General features: G+C 65.2%; 10 protein-coding genes. 2 read left to right on the forward strand and 8 right to left on the reverse strand.

The window, feature by feature from the left end; translation table 11 throughout:
• Nucleotides 1-885: 885 nt before the first annotated feature.
• Nucleotides 886-4,065, reverse strand: coding sequence for an immunoglobulin-like domain-containing protein (locus CS006_RS03120; protein WP_100510286.1), 3,180 nt, complete (start codon nt 4,063-4,065; stop codon nt 886-888).
• 138 nt (nt 4,066-4,203) lie between these two features.
• Nucleotides 4,204-7,563, reverse strand: coding sequence for an Ig-like domain-containing protein (locus CS006_RS03125; protein WP_341476063.1), 3,360 nt, complete (start codon nt 7,561-7,563; stop codon nt 4,204-4,206).
• A 775-nt stretch (nt 7,564-8,338) separates the two neighbouring features.
• Between CS006_RS03125 and CS006_RS10720 the strand changes: the two genes are divergently transcribed.
• Entirely contained in the window at nt 8,339-8,500 is a 162-nt protein-coding gene (locus CS006_RS10720) for a hypothetical protein (protein WP_165777202.1), read from the forward strand.
• 71 nt (nt 8,501-8,571) lie between these two features.
• Here the strand turns inward: CS006_RS10720 and CS006_RS03130 are convergent, their stop codons facing one another.
• The 5 genes from CS006_RS03130 to CS006_RS03150 form a co-directional block, all read right to left on the reverse strand.
• Nucleotides 8,572-9,666 (reverse strand): AEC family transporter, encoded by a 1,095-nt coding sequence (locus CS006_RS03130; RefSeq protein ID WP_100510287.1) that lies wholly within the window; start codon nt 9,664-9,666, stop codon nt 8,572-8,574.
• 178 nt (nt 9,667-9,844) lie between these two features.
• A complete protein-coding gene (locus CS006_RS03135) occupies nt 9,845-11,365 on the reverse strand; it encodes an amino acid permease (RefSeq protein ID WP_100510288.1) in 1,521 nt (506 codons plus the stop codon).
• Nucleotides 11,366-11,668: 303 nt separating this feature from the next.
• Nucleotides 11,669-14,392 (reverse strand): S9 family peptidase, encoded by a 2,724-nt coding sequence (locus tag CS006_RS03140; RefSeq protein WP_100510482.1) that lies wholly within the window; start codon nt 14,390-14,392, stop codon nt 11,669-11,671.
• A gap of 256 nt (nt 14,393-14,648) precedes the next feature.
• Nucleotides 14,649-15,860, reverse strand: coding sequence for a glycerate kinase (locus tag CS006_RS03145; RefSeq protein ID WP_100510289.1), 1,212 nt, complete (start codon nt 15,858-15,860; stop codon nt 14,649-14,651).
• A 110-nt stretch (nt 15,861-15,970) separates the two neighbouring features.
• Nucleotides 15,971-17,278, reverse strand: coding sequence for a GntP family permease (locus tag CS006_RS03150; RefSeq protein WP_100510290.1), 1,308 nt, complete (start codon nt 17,276-17,278; stop codon nt 15,971-15,973).
• 187 nt (nt 17,279-17,465) lie between these two features.
• On the opposite strand from CS006_RS03150, the gene CS006_RS03155 reads away from it, so the two are divergent.
• Nucleotides 17,466-18,635, forward strand: coding sequence for a CdaR family transcriptional regulator (locus CS006_RS03155; RefSeq protein ID WP_100510291.1), 1,170 nt, complete (start codon nt 17,466-17,468; stop codon nt 18,633-18,635).
• Nucleotides 18,636-18,799: 164 nt separating this feature from the next.
• Here CS006_RS03155 and CS006_RS03160 read toward each other — a convergent pair whose 3' ends face one another.
• The gene (locus CS006_RS03160) at nt 18,800-26,893 is read right to left on the reverse strand and encodes a leucine-rich repeat protein (RefSeq protein ID WP_165777203.1); all 8,094 of its coding nucleotides are present in this window, start codon (nt 26,891-26,893) and stop codon (nt 18,800-18,802) included.
• Nucleotides 26,894-26,925 lie beyond the last annotated feature (32 nt).

Consider the following 26,925-nt stretch of genomic DNA (forward strand, 5'->3'; position numbering starts at 1 on the left):
TCATCACATAGGTCCATATGGGGCGATTCGCAAACGGAGCCGGCGCGACCCCGCTATCCCAAAAACCAAACTGCGCGATCGGAGAACCTGAAAAGAGGCTTAAAACAGTTCTCGGATCGCGCAGCAGGGGTTTCTAAAGGGGAAATGAAAGAGAGAGGTTGTCGCAGCTCCTTTGATGGTTGGCGGAGAAGGTCGCTCTTCTCCGATCTGTTGTCAGTCGGTTGATTTGTTCGGTTGTTTCACAGCACATCGCATCAAAACCCGACATCGGCATCACTGCCGTCATCGACGTTTGGTAGACGTGTTGCTTCGCACCTGTCGACATTCACGAAACGGCGTCAACGCCGTCTTGTGAGGGCTAACAAGCACATTTTTAGTATAGCAGATGTTAAGGCTCTCACAAGCCGTTTCGTAATATTTTTCGGATTATTTGATTTCGTTTCCATGCTGCCATCACATCCATGAATCATCGAACATGCCCGCATCCAACGATTCATGAACGGCGCTCCCGTACACGAATCGCAAAATATGCGGGCTACCGACGATTCATCGACGATATAATCGCGCACAAACCACGCAATACATCCATATCAATCAATTCGTGCATGCTTATCCATATCGCGAATCGCGATATGGAGGCATACCAGTTGATTCGTGAACAATGACTTGATTCACGAATCAACGAATACGCTGATAAATGCCCATTCGTGCGCACAAACAACCGACGACACCGGCAAGTCCACGGCCACGGCCACGACCACGACCCATAATGCCATTCGTGCGTGCAAAACGACGGTGCCGCCGGGTCCCCGAATGGAGAAAGTCCCGACGGCACCGAACCATGCGACTACGTAGTCGTATCTACGTAGGTGCACCTATGCGCTTCTATGCACGGCGACGGCGCAGCACGGCGGCAGCGCCGGCAGCGGCCAGCAGCGCGACGGCGAACGCGACGCCGCCGACGGCGACACCGGTCTTCGACAGCTGCTTGCCACCGGCCTGCGAACCGGCCGAACCGGCGGCATTCGCGGAGGAACCGTCGGTCTTGCCACCGGTCTGCGTCGCGTTGCCCGAACCGCTGCCCGAACCATTCGCACCCGCGTTACCGGCCTCGCTGCCCGAATTCGAACCGCCGCCGTTCTGCCCCGGCGTCGGCCCGACGGAAGCCGCCTCCTTGATCGTGAAGGTCACGGTCTTCGTGCCCTCGTAGAGGCCGATGCCGGCCACGGTCACGGTCGCCCCGGTGCCGGGCTTGACGTTGTTCGCGTAGGCGACCTTGTAGTCGGCGCCGGCCACGAGCGTCTTGTCGCCGAGCTTCACGGTGACGCCCGGCTTCTTCTCCGAACCGTCGGCGGTGTACTCGGTCTTCTCGAGCGTCACGTCGGCGTCGGCGATGCTCGTGCCGGCCACGGTCACGGTCGCCTCGACGGGCATGCGGGAGTCGTCCTGCGCCACGCCCTTGACGGTGAACGTGCCGGTCTTGGCGTAGTCGTCGGCGGAGATCTTCTCCCAGACGACGTCCACATCGGCTTCGGAACCGTCGACGTGGGTGAGGTGCGCCTTGGCCGGCAACGTGCCGGTCGGGTCCTCGCCCACCTTGGTCGAAACGGCCATGGCATCGACCGACTTCACGGCCACGTTCTTCGCATACGCCTCGAGCACCTTCTGGTACTGGGCGCGCGTCACCGGCACGACGGTGCCGTGACGCGGCTTGCCGCCGTCGGAGTTGGTCGGCAGGCTCTTGTATTTCACGGAGGTCACGTCGCCGGTGGCCAGATTATTGACCTTGAAGCCGATGTAATGGTTCGGCCCGCCGTGGTAGCCCGGCTGGTCGATGAACAGATACCACTTGTTGCCGTTCACGTCACCCTCGTTGGCGGGGAACACGGACGGGCCTTCGCCGCCGGAGAACGTGCCGCCGTACTGGTTGTTCTGGCCGTTGCCGATCTGGTCCCTGACGAGTGTCCACTGGGCGGATGCGGCGAGGCCGGTCTGCTTCGGCAGCGTGCCGGGCGTCGTGGCCGAGCCGATCGTGGCGAGCAGGTTCGTGGACTGCTCCTCGCGGATCTTCATCTGCGATTCGTCCTTGTAGAAGCGGTAGTAGACGCCGTTCTCCTCGGCGATGGTCGCGTCGATCATGCCTTTGCCCTGGCCCTGGTTGACGTTCACCCACACCTGTGGGTCGGAGAAGCTGACGAAGTCGTCGGTCGTCACGTAGATCATCTGGTTGTAGGTGACGTGGGTACGCACGGACAGGCTGTTGTCGGTCGTGTCGTACATGTTCGACGCCCAGTAGACGACGTACTTGCCGATCGCCGTGTCGTAGTACGCCTCGGGCGCCCACGTGTTGCCGGCGTAGTCGGAGCTCACCTTCACATGGCTCTGCTTCGACCAATTGACCAGGTCGTCGGACTTCCACACCTCGATGTACTTCGAGCCGTTGCGCTGGCCGGAGTCGAATCCGCCGGAACGGCCGTCGATCTTCAGATCGGTGGCGAGCATGTAGAACCTGTCGCCGTCCTTGGAACGGATGATGAACGGGTCGCGCAGGCCCTTCTCGCCGTATTCGGACGTGAACAGCGGCGTGCCGCCGTTGAGCGTGTTCCAGTCGAGCGCGTCGTTGCCCTTGGAGGCGGCGAGGCTGATCTTCTCGGCACCCGCGCCCTCTCCGGTGAAGAACGCCCATACGTAGGCCTCGTCCTTCTCCTCGGAGGCCGGCATCGGCTGAATCTCGACGGTGAAGTTCTTCGTCTCGGTGGCCGTGCCGTTGACGACGGAGGCCTTGAGCGTCACACTCACGGCCTTCGTGCCGGCGGCCGGGCGCTTGACGTTCACGGTCACGTAACGGCCGTCGGTCACGTCGCCGATCGCGGCGCTGTCGCCGCCGTCGGCGACCGTCCACGTGATCTTCGAACCGTTTTCGCCGGTCACGGGCAGGGAGATGTTGGAACGCACGTCGTCGGAGGATTCGATGGCGATGGCGGCCGCGTCCTTCTGCGCCTTGTCGGCGTCGGACAGCTGCTTCGGCACGTTGACGGTGTAGGCAGCCGTCCTGGTGTCGCCGCCGAGCGTGAATGTGGCGGTGAGCGTCACCTTCGCGTCGCCGGCGGCAGCGGCGGGCCGTGTGACGGCCGCCTTGCCGGTCGTGTTGTCGACGGCGATGGCGGCGTTGTCGGACCGCCATGCGATGGTCGCGCCGGCGGCGGCCGTCGGCAGCGTGAAGTCGGCGTCCGCGGACGTCGGCACAGAGGACGCGATCGACGACACGGCCTTCTCCAGCGCCTCCGTGTTGTAGAGGTCGGCCACGGCGTCGGCGCTCAGGGCCGTGCCGTAGACGGCGTAGTCGTCGACGTCGATCTTCGTGTTCGGGTCGGAATACGCCGACCTGCCGATGTAGGCGACGAGGTCGCCGTAGTTCGCCAGGCCACCTTCGGGGATGGCGTATGTGGCGTCGCCGACCGGCTTGCCGTTGAGATAGAAGCTCATCGTGCCGTCGGCGCCGTTGATGACGGTGGTGTAGAGCGCGAGGTCGGCGGTGGCCTTCGTGCCGGACGTGGCGGCGTTCGTGGCGCCAGGGCCGACCTCGGTGCCCCACGGGCTGCCGTTCGGAGTGGCGGCCGTGGCCGTGGTCATGACGGACTTCACGTATCCGCTCGGATTGGCGGGGTTGAGCAGGAAGTAGCCGTTGTTCGGATAGTTGCCGGTCTTGGCCGCACCGATGTAGGCGGCGGCCGTGTTGCCGTTGCCGTAGTTGTTCTTCAGCCAGATGGAGACGGTGACGTTCTTCTGGTCCTTGAGGGCCGTGGTCGGCACGCTGATGGTCTGCGAGCCGGTCAGGCTGATTCGGCCGTCGGCGACGGCGGCGTCGCCGCTGAGCGTGGCGTTGGCATCGCCGGCGCTGCCCTCGTTGGCGATGGTCTTGCCGGCGAGCGCCTTGTCGAACGAATAATGGATGAGCGGCTGCGCGGTGGCGTCCGCGGCCGATGCCGTCATCGGCACCAGCATGCCGGCCGCGAGCGTCGCCGCTCCGACCGTGAGGCCGATGGCCTTCTTCCAGATTCCCATAATGCTCCTCTGCGATTGGATGGGATGGTTTTTGGGAGGGGGTGATTTGCGATATTGAGTTATGGATTACGTGGTTGGTGACGCGGCTCGGCCGAACCGGCTCCTCTCAGCCGTGAGAGGAGCCGGTCCGGACGGACGTCAGGCGCGACGGCGACGCAGGGCGATGACTCCTGCTGCGGCCATGGCGACTGCGGCGAAGGCGAGCGCGGTGACGGCCGTGCCGGTCTTCGACAGCTGCTGCCTGCCGCCGTACTGGTTGCCGGAGGCCGCGGTCGTCTTGCCGTCGGACGGCTTGGCGGTGGCGTTGCCGTTGTCGCCGGCGTTGTTGCCACCGGCGTTGTTGCCGTTGCCCGTATTGCCGCCGGTATTGCCGGAGCCGTTGCCGTTGTTCGGTTCGTTCGGCGTCGGCTTGGTGGAGGGCTCGGACTTGAACGCGAAGGTGTAGACCTGCGTGACGGCGCCGTCGGGGCTGGTGACGGTGAACACCTGGCCGGCGTCGGTCGTGGCCGCGTCGGTCTTCCAGCCGGTCGGCACGCCCTGCAGCTTGACGGTGCGTCCCTTGTCGATGCTTACGGGGTCGGACTTCCGGAAGTCGAAGCCGGCCACGGTCGCGCCGTTGTCGGTGTACACGGCGGTCACCTTGGCGAGGTCCTTCACGCCGTACTTCGTGGCCTCGATGTCCTTGACCTCGGTGGAGGAGGCGTTGACGAGCTTGTCGGTGTAGCCGTCGTAGGCCACCGCGACCGCGCCGGAGACGTCGCCCGGCACCGTGACCGTGGCCTTGCCCTTGGCGTCGAGCTTCACGGTCTTGGACCACTTGCCGTCCGCGGTCGAGAACTTCACCGAACCGGCGACCGTGCCCTTGTCGTTCGCCTCAACGGTGGCCGTAATCTCACGCGAGCCGGCGTCGTACGTCGCGGTGGTCGTGGAATCCACGGCGGGAATCTTCGTCGGATTGGCGGAGGTCCACTTGTGCATGTTCTCGGCGATGGCGGCTGAAACGTTCACGAACGCGCCGTGACGGGTCGGCGTCGGCATGTTGGTCGGGGTGACCTTGCCGGTCACGCCCGGACCCCACTGCTTTTCGGTGTACCAGCCGTCGGTGGCCGACAGACGGTTGGTCCAGCCGGACGCGGCGAGCGCGGACTCGGAGGTCATGAACGGCTTGTAGCCGCCGGAGTCGGCCATGATGATCATGGCGTCGCCCTTGTCGTTCTGGTTCGGATCGCCAGCGTTGAGCTTGATGGATTCCGGCCCCTCGAACGGCAGGATGTTCTGGTCGACGAGCTGCCAGGTCTTGGTGATGTCGGCGTTCGGGTCGGCCGACGTGGTGGTGCAGGTCAGGCACTTCGAACGCTCGAGGAACGTGGACTTGCCGTTGGTGATGTAGTCGCCGGCCTTGCCACCCTCCTCGTTCTTGGTCAGACGGTAGTAGGTGTCGCCGATCTTGAACACGGTGGAGTCGATGCGGGAGTATCCGGTGTCCTGCCACTTCTCGGCCGGGGTGAAGGTGCGGAAGTCGCGCGTGGTGGCCATCACGAGGATGTTGTATGCGTTGCCGGTCTTCGAGCTCTTCACCGCGGTCTTGCGGGTGGCGTCGGTGTATTCGCGCGACGACCAGAACACGACGTAGGAGTTGAGTTCATCGCTCCAGAAGGCTTCGGGCGCCCAGGTCATGCCCATGTTGTCGGCGTTGACCTTGATGCCGGTGTCGCCGTCCTCGGCGTTGGTACGCGTCCAGTTGACCATGTCGGTCGACTCCCATGCCTCGAGCTTGAGGGAGCCGTACTGCTGGTTCTGTCCCCATCCCTGCGATGAGACCTTGAGGTCGGTGGCGATCATGTAGAACTTGTCGCCGTCCTTGGACTTGAGCACGTACGGGTCGCGCAGGCCCTTGGTGTCGGTGTTCGACACGATGACCGGGTTGGAGCCGTTGATCTCCTTGAACGAGAAGAAGTTGTTGCCGTCGGTGGCGGATTCGTACAGCGCCTCGCCGATCTTGCCGTTCGTGGTGGCGGCGTCGGAAAGGAACGTGACGGCTGCATACGCACCGTCGGGCACTTCGCGCGTCTTCTCCCTGACCGTCACCTGCACGCTCTTCGTCACCTTCTCGCCGCCGTTGTAGCTGGCGGTGGCGGTAAGCGTGACGGGCTTGGAATCGCCGTCGCCGTAGGCCGGGCGGGTCACGACGCCGGCGCCCTTGTACGGGTCGGCCATGCCGTTGGCGGGGGCCTTGTAGTCGGCATCCGTGCCGGTGATGAGCTTCGGGTCGGATGAGGCCCACGTGATTGCGGAACCGTTCTCGGAGCCCTTGGCCGCGAGCGGCAGGTTCTCGTCGACGGTGGTCTTCAACGCGGCGATGGCGGCGTCGAGATCGGCGCTGGCGGCGTCATGCGCGTTCATCGGGTTCACGGTCACGGTGATGGAATCGCGCTTGTCGCCCAGCTCGCTTGTGGCGGTGATCGCGGCCTCGCCGGCCTTCACGGCGGTCACGGTGCCGTCGGCGCTTACCTTCGCGACGGATTCGTCGGAGGATGCCCACGTGACGTTCTTGCTTACGGCATCGTCGGGCTTGACGGTGGCGGTGAGCCTGGCGGTGGCCTTCTCGATGAGCGTGAGCCTGCCGTCGGCCACGCCGGTGCCGGAGATCGCGACGGATTCGGGCAGCGTCAGCTCGGCGCCCTTGTAGACCTTGATGTCGTCCATGGCGCCGTTCCAGTACTCGTCGCCGCCGTAGAACGACTTGCCGATGTATGCGGTGGCGGCGCCGAGATCGCTCATCTTGATGCCGGTGTCGGCCTTGAAGATAATCAGGGCGTCGTCGCGGAACACGGCGAGCCTGGTGCCGTCCACGACGATCTTGAAGTTGTGCCACACGTTGTCGTTGTTGGAGACGTTGACCTTGGCGCCCTGCTCGTTGCCCCAGTTGTTGTCGGAGATGACGCCCTTGACGGTGGTCTTGCTGTTGTAGAACATCAGGTACTTGTTGGCGTTGTCTTTATCGGACGTGCTGGAGTCGTTCGAACCGTCCTTGCCGATGATGAGCGAGAAGAACTTGCCGCTGTCGTCGTGGCGGGTCTTCGCGGCGAACTCCATGGTGAAGGAGTCGCCGGCGTCCTTGAACAGCTGGTCGTCAATCTGTGCGTACTGGCTACCGCCGCGCAGCGACAACGATTCGTTGTTGTTGCGGTCGCCGTACTGCTCGATCTTGGCGCCGCCGTCGAGCGTCAGGTCGTATTTGCCGGTGGAATCGGCGATGGCGCCGCTGCTCGTGCCATTCTTGCCGGTGAAGTCCCAGCTGGCGAGCAGGGTCGGTTTCGCGTCGGCGGCTGCGGTGGCTGCGGTTGTGGTCGTTGCGACTGCGGTCGCTGCGTTGGCGGTGCTGTCGGCCATCGCCGGCACGCCCACGCACAGCGAGAGCAGCGACGCCGCAGTGGCGCTCACCGCCACCAGGCGCCGGCCCAGGCCGTTTCGTTTCTCTGCGGGAGCAGAACTCATTGACATCCTCCTCAATGTCTGCGGCGGCGGGGACTCCTCTTTCCCCTTCGTCGCGCTTTTCCCTGTGCCCGGCGCATTCGACGCGGTTCGTTCGGCGGCTGCTTCGCCCGAACGGCGTCGATTCGTCATGCAAGGTCTGTTGTCGATACCGTGAGCGCCTGCGGTCCTCCTTGGCCTTGAAAACTACACGCACACGGTGTTCGCACGGCGTTCCGAACGACGTCTCGCCCGGCATGTCCAGCAATGCTTCACACAGTGTTTCGCACAATATGTGCGCGCTCACAATATATCATCGACCATTGTAGCCCACAAACCATACCGCCCGAAACCACCCGTCCACCCCGTCCGCGCGACGACAAATCAGCATGATGATCCGGCAACATCATCGGTCATCACGCAAAACGGGAAATGGGGAATGAGAAGAGGGCCGAGATTTTCCATAATGGAAATCCGACCCTCAACATCCAAATAACCAGGGATCAAGAACCCTGACGGCTCGACTCCGGTTGGCAAAGTCTATGTTGGCCAACATAAGCGCCATCCGGTCGAGACAGCCTTGCCGCTCCTCCATTATGCACCATTTTTCACGGACGTGCCATACCGGGAATCCACGCACACTACGCGCTGCACAACATACAAACAGAATCACCCACATCCCTCTTGTCTTCAAGCGTTCTTTGCCCCCATACTCCGAGTCCACTACAGTGGGCAGCGGCCAAAGCGGTTCGAGACCCGCAAAGGCTGAAATCCAAATAACAAAATCAAGGAGGTATCTATGGATACGAGCCAACAGAACCATCTCAGTTCCTCGTTCACGGTAATCGCCACGGCGTCAATCGTGACGTTGGCCGGCCGGCTTACACCGGATATGGCCATGGTCGCCTACATGGTGGTCATCACCTATGCGGCGGTGTCCGATTGGCTCGATAGGAGATGAGATAACGGTTCAGGCCCGCTCTTGCGCCTCCGTGGAGGCGTAAGAGCCTCATTCACCACACCCCGAAGGGGCTAGAAAATGAAGGCGGAGACGGCGGTCAGGGAGACGAGGGAGAACAGCGTCGTCACGAGCACCAGGCCGACGGCGTATTCCGGCATGTTCTTCGCACGGCCGGAGAACATGGCGATCGTCGTCATCGTCGGCAGACCGGAAATCAGCGACATCATCTCGATCATCTCGTGGGTGAGCGGCAGGCCGGTCACGCCGGCGAACCACGTCATCAGCGCGTAGAAGCCGACGGGAAACAGCAGCATCTTCGCCACCATACCGACGTACAGCTCGTATTTCGCGAACACGCCCCACCATTTCGTCAGCGCGAACAGGCCGCCGAGATAGAACAGCGACAGCGGCGTCGACATCTGGCCGATCGTGTGCAGCGGCGTCAGAATCACCGTCGGCACGCGCACGCCGGCGACGATGATCGCCAGTGCGATGAGAATGCCGATGAACGCCGGATTCGCGAATCGCCTGAGAAAACCGAGAATGCGTCGGGAAAGAGGAATCGTCGCGGTATCGGCGACGGCCTCCGAACGGACGGTCGACGCAGCAGTCACACCCGATCGGGAAGCACCGGAACCGGAGCCGGCGCCGCCGGCAACGGAGCCAGCGCCGTTCTCGCCGGCCGCTCCCCCACGAACCGGCTCGCGAACCGGCTCGCACAGCCACACGCCGTACGACCACAGCAGCGCCTGGTCGACGAGCGACATCAGCACGATGAAGATCGCGCCGTCCTTGGGAAACAGCGCCATGACGAGCGGAATGCCGATGAAGCCCGCATTGCCGAAGATGAATCCTGCCTGGAAGAGATGACTGCGGCTGCCGCGCAACCGCAACGCCCACGCGACCAGCGCGAACACCGCCATCAGCAATCCGTACATGATGGCCGTGAGCAGAATGATGCCCCAGTTGCCTACGAGATCGGCGCGCGTGGTGTCGGCGACGGCGTTGCTGAACACGAGCACGGGGATGAGCACCTTCGTCAGCAACATGCACATGCCGTCGAGCGTCTTCATCCCGTAGAACCGCAGCCGCACGCAGCCGTACCCCACCATCATCATGATGAAGAACCCGACGATCTGCCCGACCACGATCTCGAACTGCGTCATGTCCGCCTCCCTTTGCCCATCGGGGCATGATACTCAGAGGCGTCAACGTGGGGACGAATCCTTATATACGAACGTGTTTTTTAATTCGTCCCGAAGGAAGATTGACGACGAAGGAGCCGGGACGCGAGTCGGAACGGCGGCCAGCCGATAAGCCATGACGGCCTGCCGGCCGGGCGCGTTACGAGCGTTTGACGGCCTTGCGCAGGTCGCGGTCCTCCAGCCTCTGCCTCCACTGGCAGAATCCGCCGAACACGACGAGCCATACGAGGCCCGCGATCGCCGGGCCTCGCGTATCGGTCGAGATGAACAGCGTGCAGTACACGAAGACGAAGAACGCGATGGCCAGCGTATTGGTGAACTTCCACGCCGGCATCACATAGCCGTCGGCGATGAAGTCGGCCGAGACGCGGTAGCGACGATGCGCAATCATCGTCAGCGTGTAGATGAAGATGATCACCGCCGACGACGCCGACGAGAACAGCACGAAAGCGCTGGAAACCTGCGGGAACGCGTTGATGATCGGCGAGAGCACGATCATGCAGGCCGACACGATGATGGCCTTCGCGGGCACGTGGTTCTTCGAGACGACGCCGAGGCGCTGCATGGCTGGCGACGGCGATTCCTTCGCCAGCTGGTACAGGTGGCGGCCGGCGGAATACAGCAGCGAGTTCAACGCCGACGACGCGGCGGTGATCACCACGAAGAACACGAGCGCGGCGGCCCAGTCAAGGCCGGCGTATTTGAACACCATGATGAACGGGGAGGCGAACGATCCGTCGGCGTTCGGCTGGAAGTTGCGCCACGGCACGATCACCATGATTGCCACGAGCGCGCCGACGTAGAAGATGAGCACGCGCAGGATGATCTCGTTGATGGCCTTGGGCAGCACCTTGCGCGGGTTTTCGGTCTCGGAGACGGTCACGCCGATGAACTCGATCATCTGGTAGGCGTAGAACACCATCTGGAAGCTCATGAGCAGGGCCAGCCAGCCGTTCGGCGCGAGCGAGAACCCGTCGGTGATGTTGGCGATGCTCACCTGGCCGGCGGGGCTGATGTGGTCGGAGCCGGTGATCTGCACGGCCGGGTAGTGGTAGCCGATGACGAGCATCACGACGGCGGTGGCTATCATGCCGCAGATCAGCGTGATCTTGATCATCGAGAACCAGAATTCGGCCTCGCCGAACACCTTCACCGCAATCAGGTTGATGCCCGACAGCGCCACAAGGAAGCACAGTTCGATCAGCCATTTCCAATGGCTGAGGTCGATGCCGAACGTGTCGAAGAACGTGACGAAGTATGTGGACACGGCCGTGATCTCGCTCATGCCGATGAGGATCAGCACGATCCAGTACGTCCATCCGGCGAAGTGCCCCCAGCCGCGGCCGAGATACCGCGTGATGAAGTTGATGAACGTGTGCTGGCTCGGATCGCGGTACATCATCTCGCCGATGCCGCGCATCAGCAGGAACATGATGATGCCGACGGCGATGTAGACGAAGACGATGCTCGGACCGGTGAGCGAGATCGACTTGCCGGAACCAAGGAACAGGCCCGTTCCGATGGTGCCTCCGATGGCGATGAACTGCACGTGGCGGTTCTTCAGCCCTCGGTTCATCTGGTTTTCCGCGTCAAGTTCCTCGACGTCCTGCATGTACTCCTCGTTTCCCGCCGCGGCTTCGGTGCTGTCGTTCCCGCACATGCGCATGTATTCGCATGTACTCGCGCGGCTATCGCAATAATGCACTAATCGCAATAGTGCAATAGATTACAAAACCTACGGGAGATTTATGTAACGAGGGAAGATTTTCAGACGGGGTTTACGTTGGTTGCTCACTGATTCCCGCCACGGATTCGATCACTCGTCAATCTCCGCCACGAAACGGCCGGATAGTCAGCGTGTCGTGGCGGAGAACAGTGAGCGACCGGGTTCGCGGCGGATCTGATGAGTGAACGCGGGCGGGGCGGGACGAGCACGGCACCCGTCTCGCCCCGCCCCGCAGCGCTACTTGGCCAGCGCCTTCTTCAGGAAGTCGCGCTGGAAGAGGAGCAGGTTCTCGGCGACGGTCTCGTCGTTGGTCATGTGGGTGATGCCGGTGAGCGGCAGCACCGTGTGCTCGCGGCCGGCGGCGAGCAGTGCGGAGCTCAAGCGCAGCGTGTTGGCCACGGTCACGTTGTCGTCGGCGAATCCGTGGATGAGCAGCAGCGGGCGGCGCAGGTTCGGCGCATCGGTAATGAGGCTGTTCTTCGCATACACACGCGAATTGAGACCGAGGTACCGCTCGGTGTAATGGGTGTCGTAGAGTGTCCAGTCGGTGGGCGGGGCGCCGGCGCAGGCCGCGGCGAACACGTCGGGCGCGCGCAGCACGGCGAGCGCGGAAAGGAAACCGCCGAACGACCATCCGATCATGGCCACATGGTCGAGGTCGGGCCTCGGCACGACGCCGTTCCGGCCATCGCCGTCCGCAAGCGCCGCCATCGCCTCGGGCAGGGCGCGCACGGCGTCGACCTGGTCTTCGAGCGAGACGTCGGCGAACTTCTCGAACATGGCGTGGTCCCACGCGAGTCCGCGGGCGCCGGTGCCGCGTCCGTCGGCCGCGACGACGATGAAGCCCTGGTCGGCCCACCACTGCGAATCCCAGTGCATCGACTGCGCGAACATGGCTTCGCGATGCATCGGCCCACCGTATGGCTTCATCAATACGGGCAGCGTTTCGGCGCCGGCGTACGGGCTGTCGGCCGACGGCAGCGTGATCGCCGCGTGCAGGCGACGGCGGCCGAGACGCACGAACGTCGTGTTCGGTGTGAATCCGGGGGTTTCGGCATGGTTGTCGATCGCCGCGCGGGAGTCGCCGACGATGTGCAGCATGACGGCCTTCGCATCATGCATCGTGCGGCCGGAGATCACCAGGCCGTCGCCGGAACGCGAGGCGGTCCAGACGCCCGGTTCGGGATTCAGCACGACCGGCGTGGATGATTCGGAGTGCGGACCGTTGGCGCCGGCAGCGGCGAACTGGTTGCCGAAACCGCTGGCCGTGCCGGCTTCGGAATCCGATGCCTCGCAGCTGCCGCAATCGCCGCAGCTGTCGCACGATTCATTGGCGTCGCCTTCATGCAGTTCCTGCCAGTACGAGCCGAGGAACTCCTGTCCGGCCGGCGGCAGAGGGAAGCTCACCACGTCCACGTCGCGGGCGTCGCGCGTGGCGCACGCCAGCACATCATGGTCGGTTACGTCGAGCACGGCGAGAATCTGCCATCCGGCGGGCGTGAACGCGTGCCCGTCGACCGCCAGACGCATGGTGTCGGTCTCCTCGTCGGGCATGGCGGTGATCAGGCGCCCGTCGGGCGTCCATGACGGGCAGCCGTGAATAAGGTCGAGCCAGTATCGGCTGCCGCTCACGGTGAGCGTCGTCGTCGGCAGCCAGCGCTTGCCCGATTCCTCGGCCGCAAGCGCGCCGCCGTCCTGCTCCAGCGCGAATCCGTCGAGAATGCTCTGCTGCGGCGCATATCCGACGTTGGGATTGCTGCCTTCGGCACCGATCGACAGCACCTGGTCGGCGGTCTGCCGACGGTTCTGCACGAGCAGCAGCGGATCGCCGCCGCGGCTCCAATGCACGTCGGCGAGGTATTCGTAGCCGCGACGATCCCACCAGACCTCCGGCAGGTCGACGATGCTGGAGTATGCCATGTTGCCGGCGCGATGCTCGGCCGAACCGATGTCGAAACGGAACAGCCGCACGTCGGCGTTCTTGGTGAGCGCCTGCGGATAATGCCGCGTGCGGGCCGGTGCGGTCGGGTTCGCCGGGTCGGTAATGTGCCAGACCGGCTCCTGCGATTCGTCGGCGCGCTCGATCAGCAGGCTTTTCGAATCGGGCGACCACCAGAAACCGTCGTAACGGTCCATTTCCTCGCCGGCTGCGAATTCCGCGAGGCCGACGGTCACGTTCGGATCGTCGTAGACGCCGCAGATGGAGCGTTCGTCGTCGGGTTCGCCGTTCTCGCCGATGACGACGAGGTTGATCATGCGGCCGGTCGTGTAGGCGACGAGCCTGCCGTTCGGCGAGATGCGCGGGTTGAGCACCGGACGGAACAGGCGGCCGGGATGGCCGTTCACGGCCATGGCGGAAACGTACCAGGTGTCGCCGAGTTCGCGCGTGACGGCATGGAGTTCGCCGTCCTCGACGTTCACGCGGGTAGGACCGGCGGACGCGTCTGCGGCGTCGCCGGCGTCGGCGTCGGGTTTCTCGAGATCGCCGATGAATTCGATGTCGCCGTCGAACACGATGGTCGTCAGCCACAGACGTCCGTCGACGGTGAACACCACGCGATTGCCGGAATCGTTGACGCTGTAGGACACGATGCCGCCGGCGGATTCGCGGGCGCGCTCGCGTCGGGCCTTCTCCTCGTCGGGCACGGACGCCTTGGCGGCGGCCAGTGCGGCACCGGCGTTCGCGCCGTTGCCGGCCGCCAGCAGGGCGCGGGGGTCGGCCAGCAACGTCTCATGATGCCTGCCGGCGCCGTCGAACCAGCTCATCCACAGGCAGGTGACGTCGTCTTCCGGGCCGCGCGAGCGCAGGAACAGCGCACGCGAACCGTCGTCGAGGACCTTGGCCGTGCGAGGCGCGCCGAGCGAGAATCGTCGGGTTCGCGCCTTCGCGCGCGGATACGCCGCGATCGCCGCGCTGACGCCGGCGATATCGGCGGCGGCCGCATCGGTCGCATCGGTCATTGTGGTCTGATTCGACTGTGCCATATCAGGCTGTTCCACGTCGTTCTGTGCCATGGTGAGTTCCGTCATGATCCGTCTGTCCCCGTTCATTACCATCTCTCAGCGGACAAATTCAAATCAACCACAATACCCGAACTTCGGCAAGTATGCGACGGGTGTTTTCGTGACACGCTTCTTGATGGCGGGGAAGGCAGGAAATCAACTAATCGTCATTTCGTGGCTTACGGGAGAACCATACGACTCGGCCGGCAGCCAATCAACGGCCGATGCGAATCAATCGACCCACGTTTTCGGCGGTGCGTTCGAGATTCGCCGGACCGTCGGCGAGCGCACGGTCCAAGGGCACGGCGGCGGGGACGATGCCGAACACCGCGTCGATGCCAAGACCATACAGCTGGTCGATGCCCTCGCCCACGTAGCCGGCCAGCGCAATCACACCGATTTCAGGATTGCCGCGATGCACGGCCTGCGCCACGCCCATCGGGGTCTTGCCGTACTGCGTCTGGAAGTCGATGCCGCCCTCGCCGGTGAGGCAGTAGTCGGCGCCGATTGCGCGGTCGGCCAGGCGCACAGTCTGCGAGACGATTTCGACGCCGGAACGCATGGTCGACTTCGTGAAGGCGAGGAGCCCCGCGCCGAGGCCACCGGCACCGCCGGCGCCCGGCGCATCGGCCACCTCGATGCCGAGGTCGCGACGGATGACATCGGCGTAATGTGTCAGGTTCGCGTCGAGTCGCGCGACCATATCCGGCGTGGCGCCCTTCTGCGGACCGAACACCGCGGACGCGCCCTTCGGACCGACCAGCGGGTTGGTCACGTCGGAGGCGATGAGCATACGGGTTTCGGCGATGCGCGGGTCGATGCCGGAGACGTCGATATGGTCAAGACGATCGAGGAAGCCGCCTCCGCGTGGAATCGGATTGCCGTCCACGTCGAGGAACCGCACACCCAGCGCCTCGGCCATGCCGGCGCCGCCGTCGTTCGTGGCCGATCCGCCCACACCGAGGATGATCGTGCGGGCGCCGTCGTCGAGCGCGGCACGAATCAGCTGACCGGTGCCATACGTGGTGGTGACGAGCGGGTTCCGGGTCTTGTCATTCACGAACTGGATGCCGCTGGCGGCGGCCATCTCGATGACGGCAGTGAGGCCGGCGGAATCGGAGGCCGCGCCGGCGGCGACGTCGGCATCAGCGCCGGCAGCGGCACCGTCGATGCCCGCCGCAGCTCCCAGCAGGCCGTACTCCGCAACGGCCCGCCGCTGCAACGGGTCGAGCACGGTCGCCTGCCGCAGCTCGCCGCCGGTGGCGTCGACCAGCGACTGCACGGTGCCCTCGCCGCCGTCGGCCATCGGCACCATCACATACTCGGCGTCGGGGAACACGCGGCGCAGGCCGGCGCGCATGGCCTCGGCCGCCTGCCTGGCGGTCATGCAGCCCTTGAACGAATCCGGCGCGATAACGAACTTCATGACAATCTCCTTTGATTTCAACAATATGGTTGCGATACGTTTTTCGATACTGCGGTACTGCGATGCGTCCTGCGATACGGGAAGCGGAACGCTCGGAACACCGAAGACACTCAGAACAGCGTGTAGACGAGCGTGGCCACGATGGTCATCGTCAGGCCGACGATCGACTCGAACGGCACGCTCTTCATGCGCTCGCCGACCGTCATCTTCATCGCCTGGCCGGAGACGTGGAAGTAGTTGCCGTGCGGCAGGTGGTCAATCACCGTGGCGCCGGCCTGCATGGTCACGGCGGCGGCGACCGGGGTCACGCCGAAGTCGAGGATGGACGAGCCGAACGAGCTGCTGCCGAGGATCACGCCCGTGGAGGTGGATGCCGTGGCCGCCGCCATGAGGATGCCGGCGAGCGGGGCGAGCAGGGAGCCGGACACGCCCCACGCCTTGATGAGGTTCACGATCTGCGTGGAGAGGTCGGAGTTGGTGATCAGGCCGCCGATGGCGCCGGCGCCGATGAGGATGAGGACCACGTCGGTCATGCGGGCGAGGCCGGCCTTGGTGCAGTCGAGCAGGTGACGGCCCTGGCCCATGACGAACAGCCCGATCACGGCGGCGAACGGCAGGATGTACATGGCGTCCACCTGGAATCGCGTCAGCAGGCCGATGCCCAGCACGCTGCCGATCGGATTGACGAGCAGCAGCACGATGGCGATGACCGGGGCGACCAGGGCGCGACCGATGGTCGGCAGTTCGCGGGCGGATTCGCCGTTGCCCGCGTCGCCGTTGCCGGCCTCGGCGAGGGTCGGCGCGGCACCGTGGTTGCGCAGCAGCGTGGCCAGCAGGACCGCCATGGCCAGACCGCAGACGGCCGGGATGAAGCTGCCGACCATGACCGCGGACGGCTGGATGCCGAAGCCGGAGGCGGCGGCGATGGTGTTCGGGTTCGGGGAGATGATGTTGCCGGCCTTGCCGCCGCCGGACAACGCCACCAGCAGCGCCAGCTTGGAGATGCCCAGACGGTTGCCCACCTCGAGGGCGATGGGGGCAACGATCAGCACGGCCACGGGGATGAACACACCTACCGCGCAGATGATCATCGTGGCGAACGCGAGCGAGAAGATCGCTAGGCTTTCGCCGAACTTCGCGACGATGGTCTTGGCGATGCGGTCCGCAGCGCCGGACTCCATCATCACACCGGCCAGCACGCCTGCGGCGAGCACGCGCACGATGGTGCCGACCACGCTCTGGCCCCCGGCGACCACCACGTTCACGGTCTGCGCGAGCGAGGCGCCTCCGATAAGACAGCCGACCACGGCTCCCAGCAGCAGCGCGTACGTGGCGTTGAGCTTCCTCAGAATCAGCACGATCGCGACGGCAAGGCCGACCAGCGCCGCCCACCAGGCGATCGACACACCTTCCACCATGACATATCTCCTTTGATTACGTGGTATATGGACCAATGCTTTCAATAATGATTGATCTTGATGCTTCCATTTTCCAAGGAAAGTCGCTTGTTTTCCATATCCCCCGGAACGGAAAGACCGATATGGCAGCCGCCTCAAAATAGTACTGGTAACAGTCGGTTATGGGAATGTCGTCTATACTGACGTTATGAACATCGATTCCCGCATCGCGCAGACCATCGTGGAGAATCTCAAGAACATCATTCGCCACGACATCAACTTCTTCTCCCCCGACGGCGTCATGATCGCCAGCACCGATCCGGCCCGCATCGGCTCACGGCATGATGCGGCGCGCCTCGCGGCGGCGGAGCGATGCACCATCGCCGTGGACACCGACAGCCAGTTCGAGGGCGCGAGGCATGGCATCAACGCCCCCGTGATGCTGGGCGACGACGTGGTCGCGGTCATCGGCATCACCGGCGAGCGCGCCGAAGTGGAGCCGTTCGGCGAGGTGATCCGCAAGATGACCGAGATTCTGATTCGGGAGAACATGGACCAAGTCACTCGGTTCGACCGGCGCATGATGGCCACGAATCTCATCGGCCTGCTGGGCGCGCAGGACCACGACCGCGGTCTGGTCGAGTATCTGGCGACCACGTTGGGCCTCGATATGAAGACGCCCCATCGCATGGCCATCGGCCGCTGCACGCAGCAGGATGCGGACCACTCCGGCCGCGACGACATCTACGATATTCTCTCCCGTCATCTGGCGAATCGCGCGGACACCGTCTTCGCGGTGTCCGCGCAGGGTTTCCAGCTGCTGCTCGGCGAACGGGCCGATGACGAAGACAGCAACAGCGGGAACGGCAGCAACGACGACAAACAGCCGCTGCTCGACACGCTTGAAGCCATCCGGAAGGACATCGAGCATGCGCTCGACCGGCCGATCAGCATCGGCGTCGGCGAGCGCGCGCTGACGGCGGACCGATGCTGGCGCAGCTACGGTCAGGCCCGCACGACCGTCGACTGGCTGCGGTTCACCGATCAGGCCCGCGTGGCGGATTACGATTCCATCGGCCTCGGCATCGTGGCGTCGGCAGTCGACCGCGATACGGCACAGCGGTTCGTGGCCCAGGTGTTCGCAGGGCTTTCCGAGCAGGACATCGACCATTTCCACACCACGTTCGAGGTGTACACCCGTCATAACGGCAGCATCAACCGCGCGGCCAACGAACTGTTCCTGCACAAGAACACCCTGCAGAACCATCTCAATGCCATGGCCCGTCGCACGGGCTACAATCCGCGTGATCTCGCCGACCACGATACATTGGCGATGGCTTTTCTGCTGCGCAGCCATCTCGCCTTCCGCGCGCAGTAGCGGAGCAACAGCGGAAAGCCGCAGCGGGCACACCGCCCGGATGGCGGCGACTGGGCACGCAGGATATGGAACGGCCCGGTCCGTGCGGCACCCGATGGGTGCCATACGGACCGGGCCTTACGTTACCGGCTCACGCTACTGATTTGCGCTGCCGAGCCGGCGATTCAGTAGCGGCGTCCGCCACGACCGCGGTGGCTGCCGTGCGCGCCGGACGCGGTGGAGGCCCCGCCGAACCGGCCGAGCGTATCGCCGACCAGCGCGCGCAGACGGTCGGAGCGCATGGCGACGGCGGCTGCGGCGAGCAGCATCACCACTGCGGCGAGCGCGGTGACCGCGACGCCGGTACGGGAGAGCGCGGACGCGTGCCTGCCCGATTGTTCGGTCTGCTTGCCCTTGCCGGCATCGCCGGACTGGACGCCGTCCGCGGACGAACCGGCGTTCGAGGCGGAACCGGAACCGTTCGTCGAACCCGAGCCGTTGCCGTTGCTGCCGGAACTGGACTCATCGGTCTTGTCGGCGGAGGCCGTGAACGCCTTGACGGCGTCCCTGAGCGCATCCTGCGCATGCGTCACCTCGTCGGCGGTGGCCGAACCATTGTCGAACACCTGCTGCGCCGAGGCGATGGCATTCTGCAGCGCCTTCCACGCCTCGTCGGTCTTCTTGCCCTGCTCGAGCGCCTTCGCGGCGGCGATGTCGTCGCGCAGACCGGACTTGTCGACCGTGGCCGGCTTGTCGGCGGAGTTCTTGAACGCGGCGATGGCAGCGTTCAGCGCGTCGACGGCGGCGGTCACGTCGGAGTCCTTGGCCGAGTCGGAGTCGGCGACCTTCTGCGCGGCGGCGATGGCGTCCTGCAGCGCCTTCCACGCCTCGTCGGTCTTCGACCCCTGCTCGAGCGCGCGGGCCGAAGCGATCGCCGCGGTCAGTGCGGACTTGTCGACGTCGGCGCCGGGCGTCACGTCCTTGGCGTTCGCCAGGTCGAAACGGACGGGGCCGGTGCCGAACGCGCCGGCGTAGCCGTTGATGGTCACGGTGAATCCGTTGAGGTCGGCGAGGTCGAACCGCCAGGTGATCACGTTGTCGTAATCGTCGAGCGAGCCCTCCACGGCCACGGCCGACTTGTCGGCCGCAACCCCGTCGCCGATGCCGTCGCCGTAGGTCGGCGCCTTGCCGAAGCCGGCGGACGAGCCCGTGGTGATCAGCGCCTCATACTTGCCGTCGCGGTACGTCACCCTGGCCGGCTTGAGGCCGGAGAAGGTGCCGTCGGTGTTGTAGAAGTACACCGAGTACTGCTTGGAGTCGTCGAGCTGGATCGGGATCTCGTAGGTGTGGCCTTCGACCGGCGTGGGGCCGGTCGACGAGCCGTCGGCCGACGCCTTGAACGCGGCGACCGCCTTGTTCAGGGCGTCCGTGGACTTGCGCACGTCGTCCTGCGTGGCCGAGGTATTGTCGTAGGCCTTCTGCGCGGCGGCGATGGCGTCCTGCAGCGTCTTCCACGCCTCGTCGGTCTTCGAACCCTGTTCGAGCGCCTTCGCCGAGGCGATGGCGTCGCCGAGCGCGGTCTTGTCGACGGCGATCGTGCCGGTCCTGGCGTCGGCCGAGACCGAGTACCAGGTGACGTCGCGTGCGAACGCGCGGACGATCAGGCCGTCGGCGCCGGCCGGCACCGTCCACGAGGCGGTGGAGGCGTCGCTCCAATCCTGCAGGACGGTGGTCTTGCCGGACTTGTCGATGGCGACGAAGCGGTACTGCCTGGCCACGGCCTTGCCGTCGACCTCGTCGACGCCGCCGGCCGCCTTGGCGGCGACGGTCAGCTTGGCGCCGGCGGTGATCTCGCCGTCGACGGTCGCCGTCAGCGTCAGCGGCGTGTACGCCTTGACGCGGTCGGCGCCTACGGCGGCCACCGCGGTCCTGTAGCCGTCGGTGTCGGCCGGCGCGTACACGACGCCGTTGCCGGCGAGCTTGAGCTTCGCAAGATCGGACGGCACCACGACGACGCTCGGCGTATCGGAGATGTTGACGTTCGTCATGCCCTTGCCGAAGTAGGCGGTCTGCATGCCTTCGGCCATGATGCCGCCGGAGTAGCTGCCGTTGACGCCGCCGCGCACCACGAGGTGCGTCGGGCGGTGGCCCCAGAACTCGTCGGCGATGGACTTCGTCTTGGTGCCGAACTCCACGTACTTCAGGCCTTCGGCGAACAGGAACGACGACTTCGAGCGTTCGAATCCGTCGGGGAAGACGACCTCCTCAAGCGCGTCGGCCGAGTTGAACGAACCGGTCGTCGTGCTCTTGAGGCTGGCCGGCAGCGTCAGCTTTCGCAGCGTGTGGTTGTTGCGGAAGGCCTGCGCGTCGATGGCCACCGTGCCGTCCTTCACCGTGTATTCGGTCGTCGGATTGCCCGGTGCCGACAGCACGAGGTGCAGGCCGTCGGTCTTGTTCTGGTAGAGCACGTTGCCCGTGGCCGAGAACACCGGGTTCTTGTCGGAGACGGTGATCTCCGCCAGTTCGTTGGCGCCGGTGAACACGCCCTCCACGCCGGTCGTGATGCCGGCGCCGAGGTGCACGGACTTCAGCGACGTGATGTTGCTGAACGCGTCGCCGCCGAGGTCGGTGACCGAATCGGGGAAGTCGAGCGACCTGATGGCCGCGGACTGGCCGAACGCGAGCGAGCCGAACGTCTTGAGACGCGCGTATTCGGGCCGCATGTTGATGTCGGTGAGCACCGGGTCGGAGTAGAACGCGCTGCCACTGACGGTGACGGTGCCGCCGAGGTCCACGGACTTCAGGCCGGCCATGCTCATGAACGCGGCGTGCGAGACGGTCTCGAGGCTCTTCGGCAGCACGACCTCGGTGAGGTTCGTCTGCAGGAACGCGGAATCGCCGATGGTCTTGAGTCCTTCCGTGAAGTTCACGCCCTTCAGCGTGCTGTTGAGGTAGAAGCCGTACGCCGCGATCTCGGTGACCGTCGCGTCGAATCCGGCCGTCGTCTTGGACGGGATCGTGTAGACGCCGTCCTTCGGGCCGGACGCGTTCGCGTTCGGGTAGTCGATGAGCGTGGAGCCGGCCTTGTCGAACAACACGCCGCCGAAGACGCGGTAGTGCTTCACGTCGTCGGACGCGGTGAACGTGGCGAGCTTCGGATCGTTGGTGAACACGCCGATCAGAGCACGGTCGGGGATGTTCCGGCCCAGCGTGACCGAGACCAGCTTCGGCATGTCGCAGAACGCGCCGCTGCCGACCGCGGTGACGGAGTCGGGGATGACGACGTTCCTGCCGTACGTGCCGGAGAACGCGTTCGCGCCGATGGTCACGAGGCCGTCGTTGAGCACGAAGTCGGCCTTGACGAGGGCGAATGCGGAGTCGCCGATGGTGCGCAGTGACTTCGGCAGTTCGACGGTGCCGGTGAAGTTCGTGCCGGCGAGCGCGCCGCCGCCGATGGTTTCGAGCTTCTGCGGCCACTGCTTGGTCACGTTGCCTTCGGCGTCGGTGAGCTTGAACTCGCCGAAGCTGAGGTCGGCGTTGAACGCGTTGTCGCCGATCGCCGTGGTGTCGGCGGAGATCGTGACGTCGTACAGCTGCGCGGAGGCGTTGAACGTGTCGGCGGGGATTTCGGTCAGGCTGGCGGGCAGCGTGACGTGGCGCAGCGTGGAGTTGCTGAACACGCTGGTGCCGAGGGTGAAGTCCCTGGCGCCGGCCGGCAGGTTGACGGTGTCGAGCGAGCCGGTCTGGTCGAAGGCCTTGTCGCCGATGTGCTTCAGCTGGCTCGGGTGCTTCTCGTCGTTCTCGAACGTGACCGTGGTGAGCGCGCCGGCGTAGGTGAACGCCTGCGCGCCGATCTTCTCGACGCTGGCCGGCACGGTGATGGTGACGGCCGAGGTCTGGGCGAACGCCTGATCGGCGATGGCCTTGGTGTTGTTCGGGATGACGATCTCGCGCGCGCTGCCGGTGTAGCCGAGCAGCGTGGTGCCGTCCTTGTCGAAGACGAACTTCGCGAAGTCGCTCGGCTGCACCTTCACGTCCATCGTGGCGGACTTGCCGTCGACGGTGGCGGTGATCTTCGCGGTGCCGACCTGGTCGCCGGCGGTCACGGTCGCCGTCGTGGACGACTGGCCGGCCTTGGTGGCGACGATGGCGACCTTCTCGTCGGAGCTCGTCCACGAGATCTTCCTGCCGGCGAGGCCCGGGGCGACGATCGCGGTGACGTCGATGCTCTTGCCGGGTTCGACGGTGGCCGAATCCTGCGACATGACGATGCCGGTCTCCTCGGAGACGTCGGCGACGGTGACCTGCGTCGTGGCTTTGACCGACGGGTTGAGCTTCGAGGCGGCGGTCACCGTGACGGGCTTGTCGCCGGTCGGGGCGACGGCGGTGAGGGTGCCGGCGGCGTCGACCGTGACCTTGGACTCGTCGGCGCTCGACCAGTCGAGCTCCTTCTCGGTGGAGTCCTCGGGCTGCACGGTGGCGGTGAGCCTGGCCTTCTGGCCGGGGGCGAGCGTGAGGGCGGTCTTCGAGAGGGTGATGCCCGTGGCGGCGACCGGCGTCATGACGGCGTCGGCCTTGGCGCTCGGGTTCACGCCGTAGTCCCATGCGTACAGCGGCACGGAGTTGGGCAGCGAGCCGCCGATCTTCGACGCCGTCCAGGCGGCGGCGATGTCGGAGACCTTCACTTCGAAGTGCCAGGTCCTCGAACCGTCGGTGTTGGTCGTGTAGTCGTCGCCGGCGAGGATGCGCTTGAAGTAGGCGCCCGTGGTCGGATCGTGGAAGTCGACGGCGGAAAGCCAGCTCGTGTCGGTGGCGTCGAAGGAGAACGTCTTGGCGTCGCCTTCGCCGGCGAGCTTCATGTTCGAGATCTTCGGGCCGGCGGTGTCGAGCGTGACGTTGTACTTGCCGCTCTTCTGCTTCGCGGAGCCGGGGCCGGCGGTCGTGCCGGTCTGCTGGAGCGTATACGTGCCGTCGGGCAGGTTCTTGCCGTTGTCGTCCTTGCCGTCGAAGGCTCCGGCGCCGTTGCCCAGTCGGGCCTCGGCGTAGAGCACGGAGCCGGAGGACACGTTGAGCGTGGACTTCGGCACATGGTCGTAGCTGTCGCTCTTCACGACGGCGCCCTTGGCGTCGGTGTACTCGTAGTCGAGCTTGTCGACGTTGCGCAGCAGACCGGTGAGGGGCCATGCGGCGGTGGGCGAGACGCTGTAGTTCGTGCGGGAGACGACCATCTTCGCCGGGTCGATGTCGTACAGCGGGCCGGCGGTGGCGGATTCGTCGAGCGGGTTCACGCCCAGCGGCGCGCCCGTGGTCGGGTTGGCCAGCGCGGTGCCGTAGATGTGGTAGGCGTTGGAGCCCTTCTCCCACAGGGCGGAGTCGAAGACCGGGGCCTTGCTCCAATCGCCGTAGAAGCCCACGAACGGTGCGGAGAGGTCGGCGCCGTCGGCGGCGGTGTCTCCGGTGGCGCGCAGCCTGGCAAAGCCTTCGACGAATGCGCCGTTCGGCAGGTTCCCGGCCACGTAGTCCTTGAACGCGGCTTCGGCGGTCACGCTTACGGTGAGCTGCGTGGTGCCACCGGCCGGCACGGTCACGACGCCGGTCTTGGCGTCGTATGTCTTGCCTGAGTAGGCCACGGCGATGCCTTTGCCCGTCCAGTTCCGGTCGGTGTTCTGCAGCAGTCCGTCGGCCACCTGTTCGCTCAGTGCCTGGGCGTCGGGCGTGTAGGTCCGGTCCTTGTCGCCGAGGTTGTGGAGGGTGAGCGTGAAGGAGTACCTGCCGTCGGCACTTTCGCCGAGGTCGGCCTTCGGGCGGGAATCGTCGGACGCGCCGTCGACGGTCAGGTAGACCGGCGTCTTGACGGCGGCGGCCGCGTCGGCGAGGCCGGCACCCTGCTGGCGCGGCGAGGCGTACGAATCGCCGGATGCGACGGGCCTGGCGGTGCTCATGAGCAGCCGCGTGACCATCTTCGCCTTGTCGGCTGCGGAAAGATCCCTGAACTTCGCGTCGTTCTCCACGTATTCATGGATCTGCGCGGAGATGCCGGCCATCTGCGGGGTGGCCATCGACGTTCCCGACATGTACTCGTACTTGTCGCCGGGCACCGACGACCAGATGTTGCCGCCGGGGGCGGTGATCTCGGGCTTGAGCTTCAGGTCGGGGGTGACGCCCCAGCTGGTGAAGTCGCTCATCGTGTAATCGCTCGGCGTGGCGGTTGTGCCCTTCTTCAGGGTGATTGTCTTGTTCGCGGCCTTGACGAGGGCTTCGCCGTCGCGGCCGGAGATGGCGACGACCGGGTAGTTCACCACGGTGCCGTCCTTGATGGCCACGCCGGTGAGCGCGGCGTCGGAGTTGTTGTAGAAGACGACGGCCGCGGCGCCGATCGCGGTGCCCACGTTGAGCAGCTTGTCGGTGAAGGTGAGCGAGTGGCCGTCGGTCGGCTCGGTGCCGCCGCGCTTGACCAGCACGATCTTGCCGGAAAGGTCGAAGTCGTAGGCGTTCGCCAGTCGGGTCTGGTCCTCGCTGGAGCCGATGCCGCCGTCGACGAACTCGTACTTGCCGTCGGCGAGCGTGTGGTCGCCGGTGTAGAAGTCGGGGGTCGTCTGGCCGGTGGACTGGCCGCTGTCGGAGGCGAAGCTCAGCAGGTTGTAGCCGATGGCCCTGCCATCGGGACCGAGGAAAGCGGACTGCGGCTGCGCGTTGTTCACGCTGGCCACGGAGAACGCGTCGCCGAACGACGACGGCGAGGAGATCACGGAGCTGTCGGGGTCGGAGGCGTACGGCAGGTTCTTGCCGGACTGGTTGCCGGAGGCGGCCGTGCCCGCGTTGCCGGCGGCCACGTTCACCGTGGCGCCGCCGTCGCGCAGCGTCTTCATGGCGTCGCCGTACGTGGAGGTGGCCTCGTCGGCGAAGCCGGCGTCGGAGCCGAGCGACATGTTCACTGTGTCCACGCCCAGCGCGGCGGCGTCGTCGATGGCGGCGAGCAGCGCGGAATCGTAGATGCCGCCGGAGAAGTCGTCGGCCACCTTCATCGGGATGATCTGCGCGTTCGGCGCGGTGCCGCGAATCTGGTCGCCGGAGTTGGCGGCGGCGATGCCGGCCACGTGCGTACCGTGCTCCATGCCGTCGAGATCGCTCGGGGTCACGTCATCGTCGTTGTCGGCGTAGTCGTGGGCGAACGGAATCTTCTCGGAAACGTACTTGCCGTGGCCAAGCTGCCTGATCTTCGCTTCGGCGTCGGCCTTGGTCTCCTTCACCTTGGCGTCGTCGAGGTCGCCCTTGAACGCCTCGTGCGCGGTATCGAGACCGGAGTCGATGATGGCGATGGTCTGGCCGTCGCCCTTCTGCGAGATCCTGTCGGCGGCGGTCATGTCGAGTGACGACTGGTTCTTCAGCGTCGAGGACTTCGCCGTCTGATCGTCCGGAATGCTGTAGCGGTGCTCCACGAACGCACGCTTGACGCCCGGCAGGCTCCTGATCTCATCGAGGATGCCGGCCGGCGCCTTCACGGCGAAGCCGTCGATGGCGTGGTAGTAGTCCTGTACGTCCTGCACCTTGGCGCTGGCGGTGTCCGTGGAGTCGCCGGCTGCGGCCGCGGCGGCGGACTTCGTGGCGCTCTTCGCGCTCTTGAACGAGAGCGACGAGGTCGCCGGCTGCTGCGCGGCGAGCTCGCGGATGCTGTTCTTGATGGACTCGTGGCGCTTTTCCTTGCTCACGCCGAACAGCGAACGGAACCACGGCACGCCGGCCGTCGTGTTGTCGAGCTGCACGACGATGGTGACGTTGCCGTCCTTGGATGCGGTGCCGGCGATATCGCCGCTGCCGGTGTCGTCGCCGACGAGCAGTCCCTTGCCGCTCTTGTCGGCGGAATTCTTCGCGGCCTTTGACGCCTTCGCGCCGTTCGCGGCGGCGCCGGATTTCGATCCGCTTTCGGCGGCCTTGCTCGCCGGCGTGAGCAGCGAATCCTTGGCCGATGCCGACGACGCGTCCTTCTTGGCGACGTTCGATTTCGCCGTGCTGTCCGACTTCGCCGCGTTGCTCACGTCGGACTTCGCCGTTGCGGCCGCCTTCGTCGCGGCGGCGTTCGGCTTCGTGTTGTCTACAACGGTGCTGTCCGCCGTGGCGTTGCCTGCAGCGGTGGCGGCCGTTTGCACGGCCTGCGTCTGCGATTGCTGCGTCTGTGCATCCTCCGGCACGGCGAACGCCATGTTGGCGGGCAACAGCATGATGCCCGCCACGGCGAAGGCCACACCCGATCGCAGCACACCAGTGCGCCGAGAAACCATCGGTTCTTCCCCTCGTTCCGTCGATGTCGCAC

It is taken from the genome of Bifidobacterium primatium (assembly GCF_002802875.1).
Lineage (GTDB): Bacteria > Actinomycetota > Actinomycetes > Actinomycetales > Bifidobacteriaceae > Galliscardovia > Galliscardovia primatium.

Bases quoted from the DNA above. Each gene is read 5' to 3' on its own strand.
- CS006_RS03120 (WP_100510286.1), bottom strand. From the start codon at position 4,065: ATGGGAATCTGGAAGAAGGCCATCGGCCTCACGGTCGGAGCGGCGACG.
- CS006_RS03125 (WP_341476063.1), bottom strand. From the start codon at position 7,563: ATGAGTTCTGCTCCCGCAGAGAAACGAAACGGCCTGGGCCGGCGCCTG.
- CS006_RS10720 (WP_165777202.1), top strand. From the start codon at position 8,339: ATGGATACGAGCCAACAGAACCATCTCAGTTCCTCGTTCACGGTAATC.
- CS006_RS03130 (WP_100510287.1), bottom strand. From the start codon at position 9,666: ATGACGCAGTTCGAGATCGTGGTCGGGCAGATCGTCGGGTTCTTCATC.
- CS006_RS03135 (WP_100510288.1), bottom strand. From the start codon at position 11,365: ATGTGCGGGAACGACAGCACCGAAGCCGCGGCGGGAAACGAGGAGTAC.
- CS006_RS03140 (WP_100510482.1), bottom strand. From the start codon at position 14,392: ATGACCGATGCGACCGATGCGGCCGCCGCCGATATCGCCGGCGTCAGC.
- CS006_RS03145 (WP_100510289.1), bottom strand. From the start codon at position 15,860: ATGAAGTTCGTTATCGCGCCGGATTCGTTCAAGGGCTGCATGACCGCC.
- CS006_RS03150 (WP_100510290.1), bottom strand. From the start codon at position 17,278: ATGGTGGAAGGTGTGTCGATCGCCTGGTGGGCGGCGCTGGTCGGCCTT.
- CS006_RS03155 (WP_100510291.1), top strand. From the start codon at position 17,466: ATGAACATCGATTCCCGCATCGCGCAGACCATCGTGGAGAATCTCAAG.
- CS006_RS03160 (WP_165777203.1), bottom strand. From the start codon at position 26,893: ATGGTTTCTCGGCGCACTGGTGTGCTGCGATCGGGTGTGGCCTTCGCC.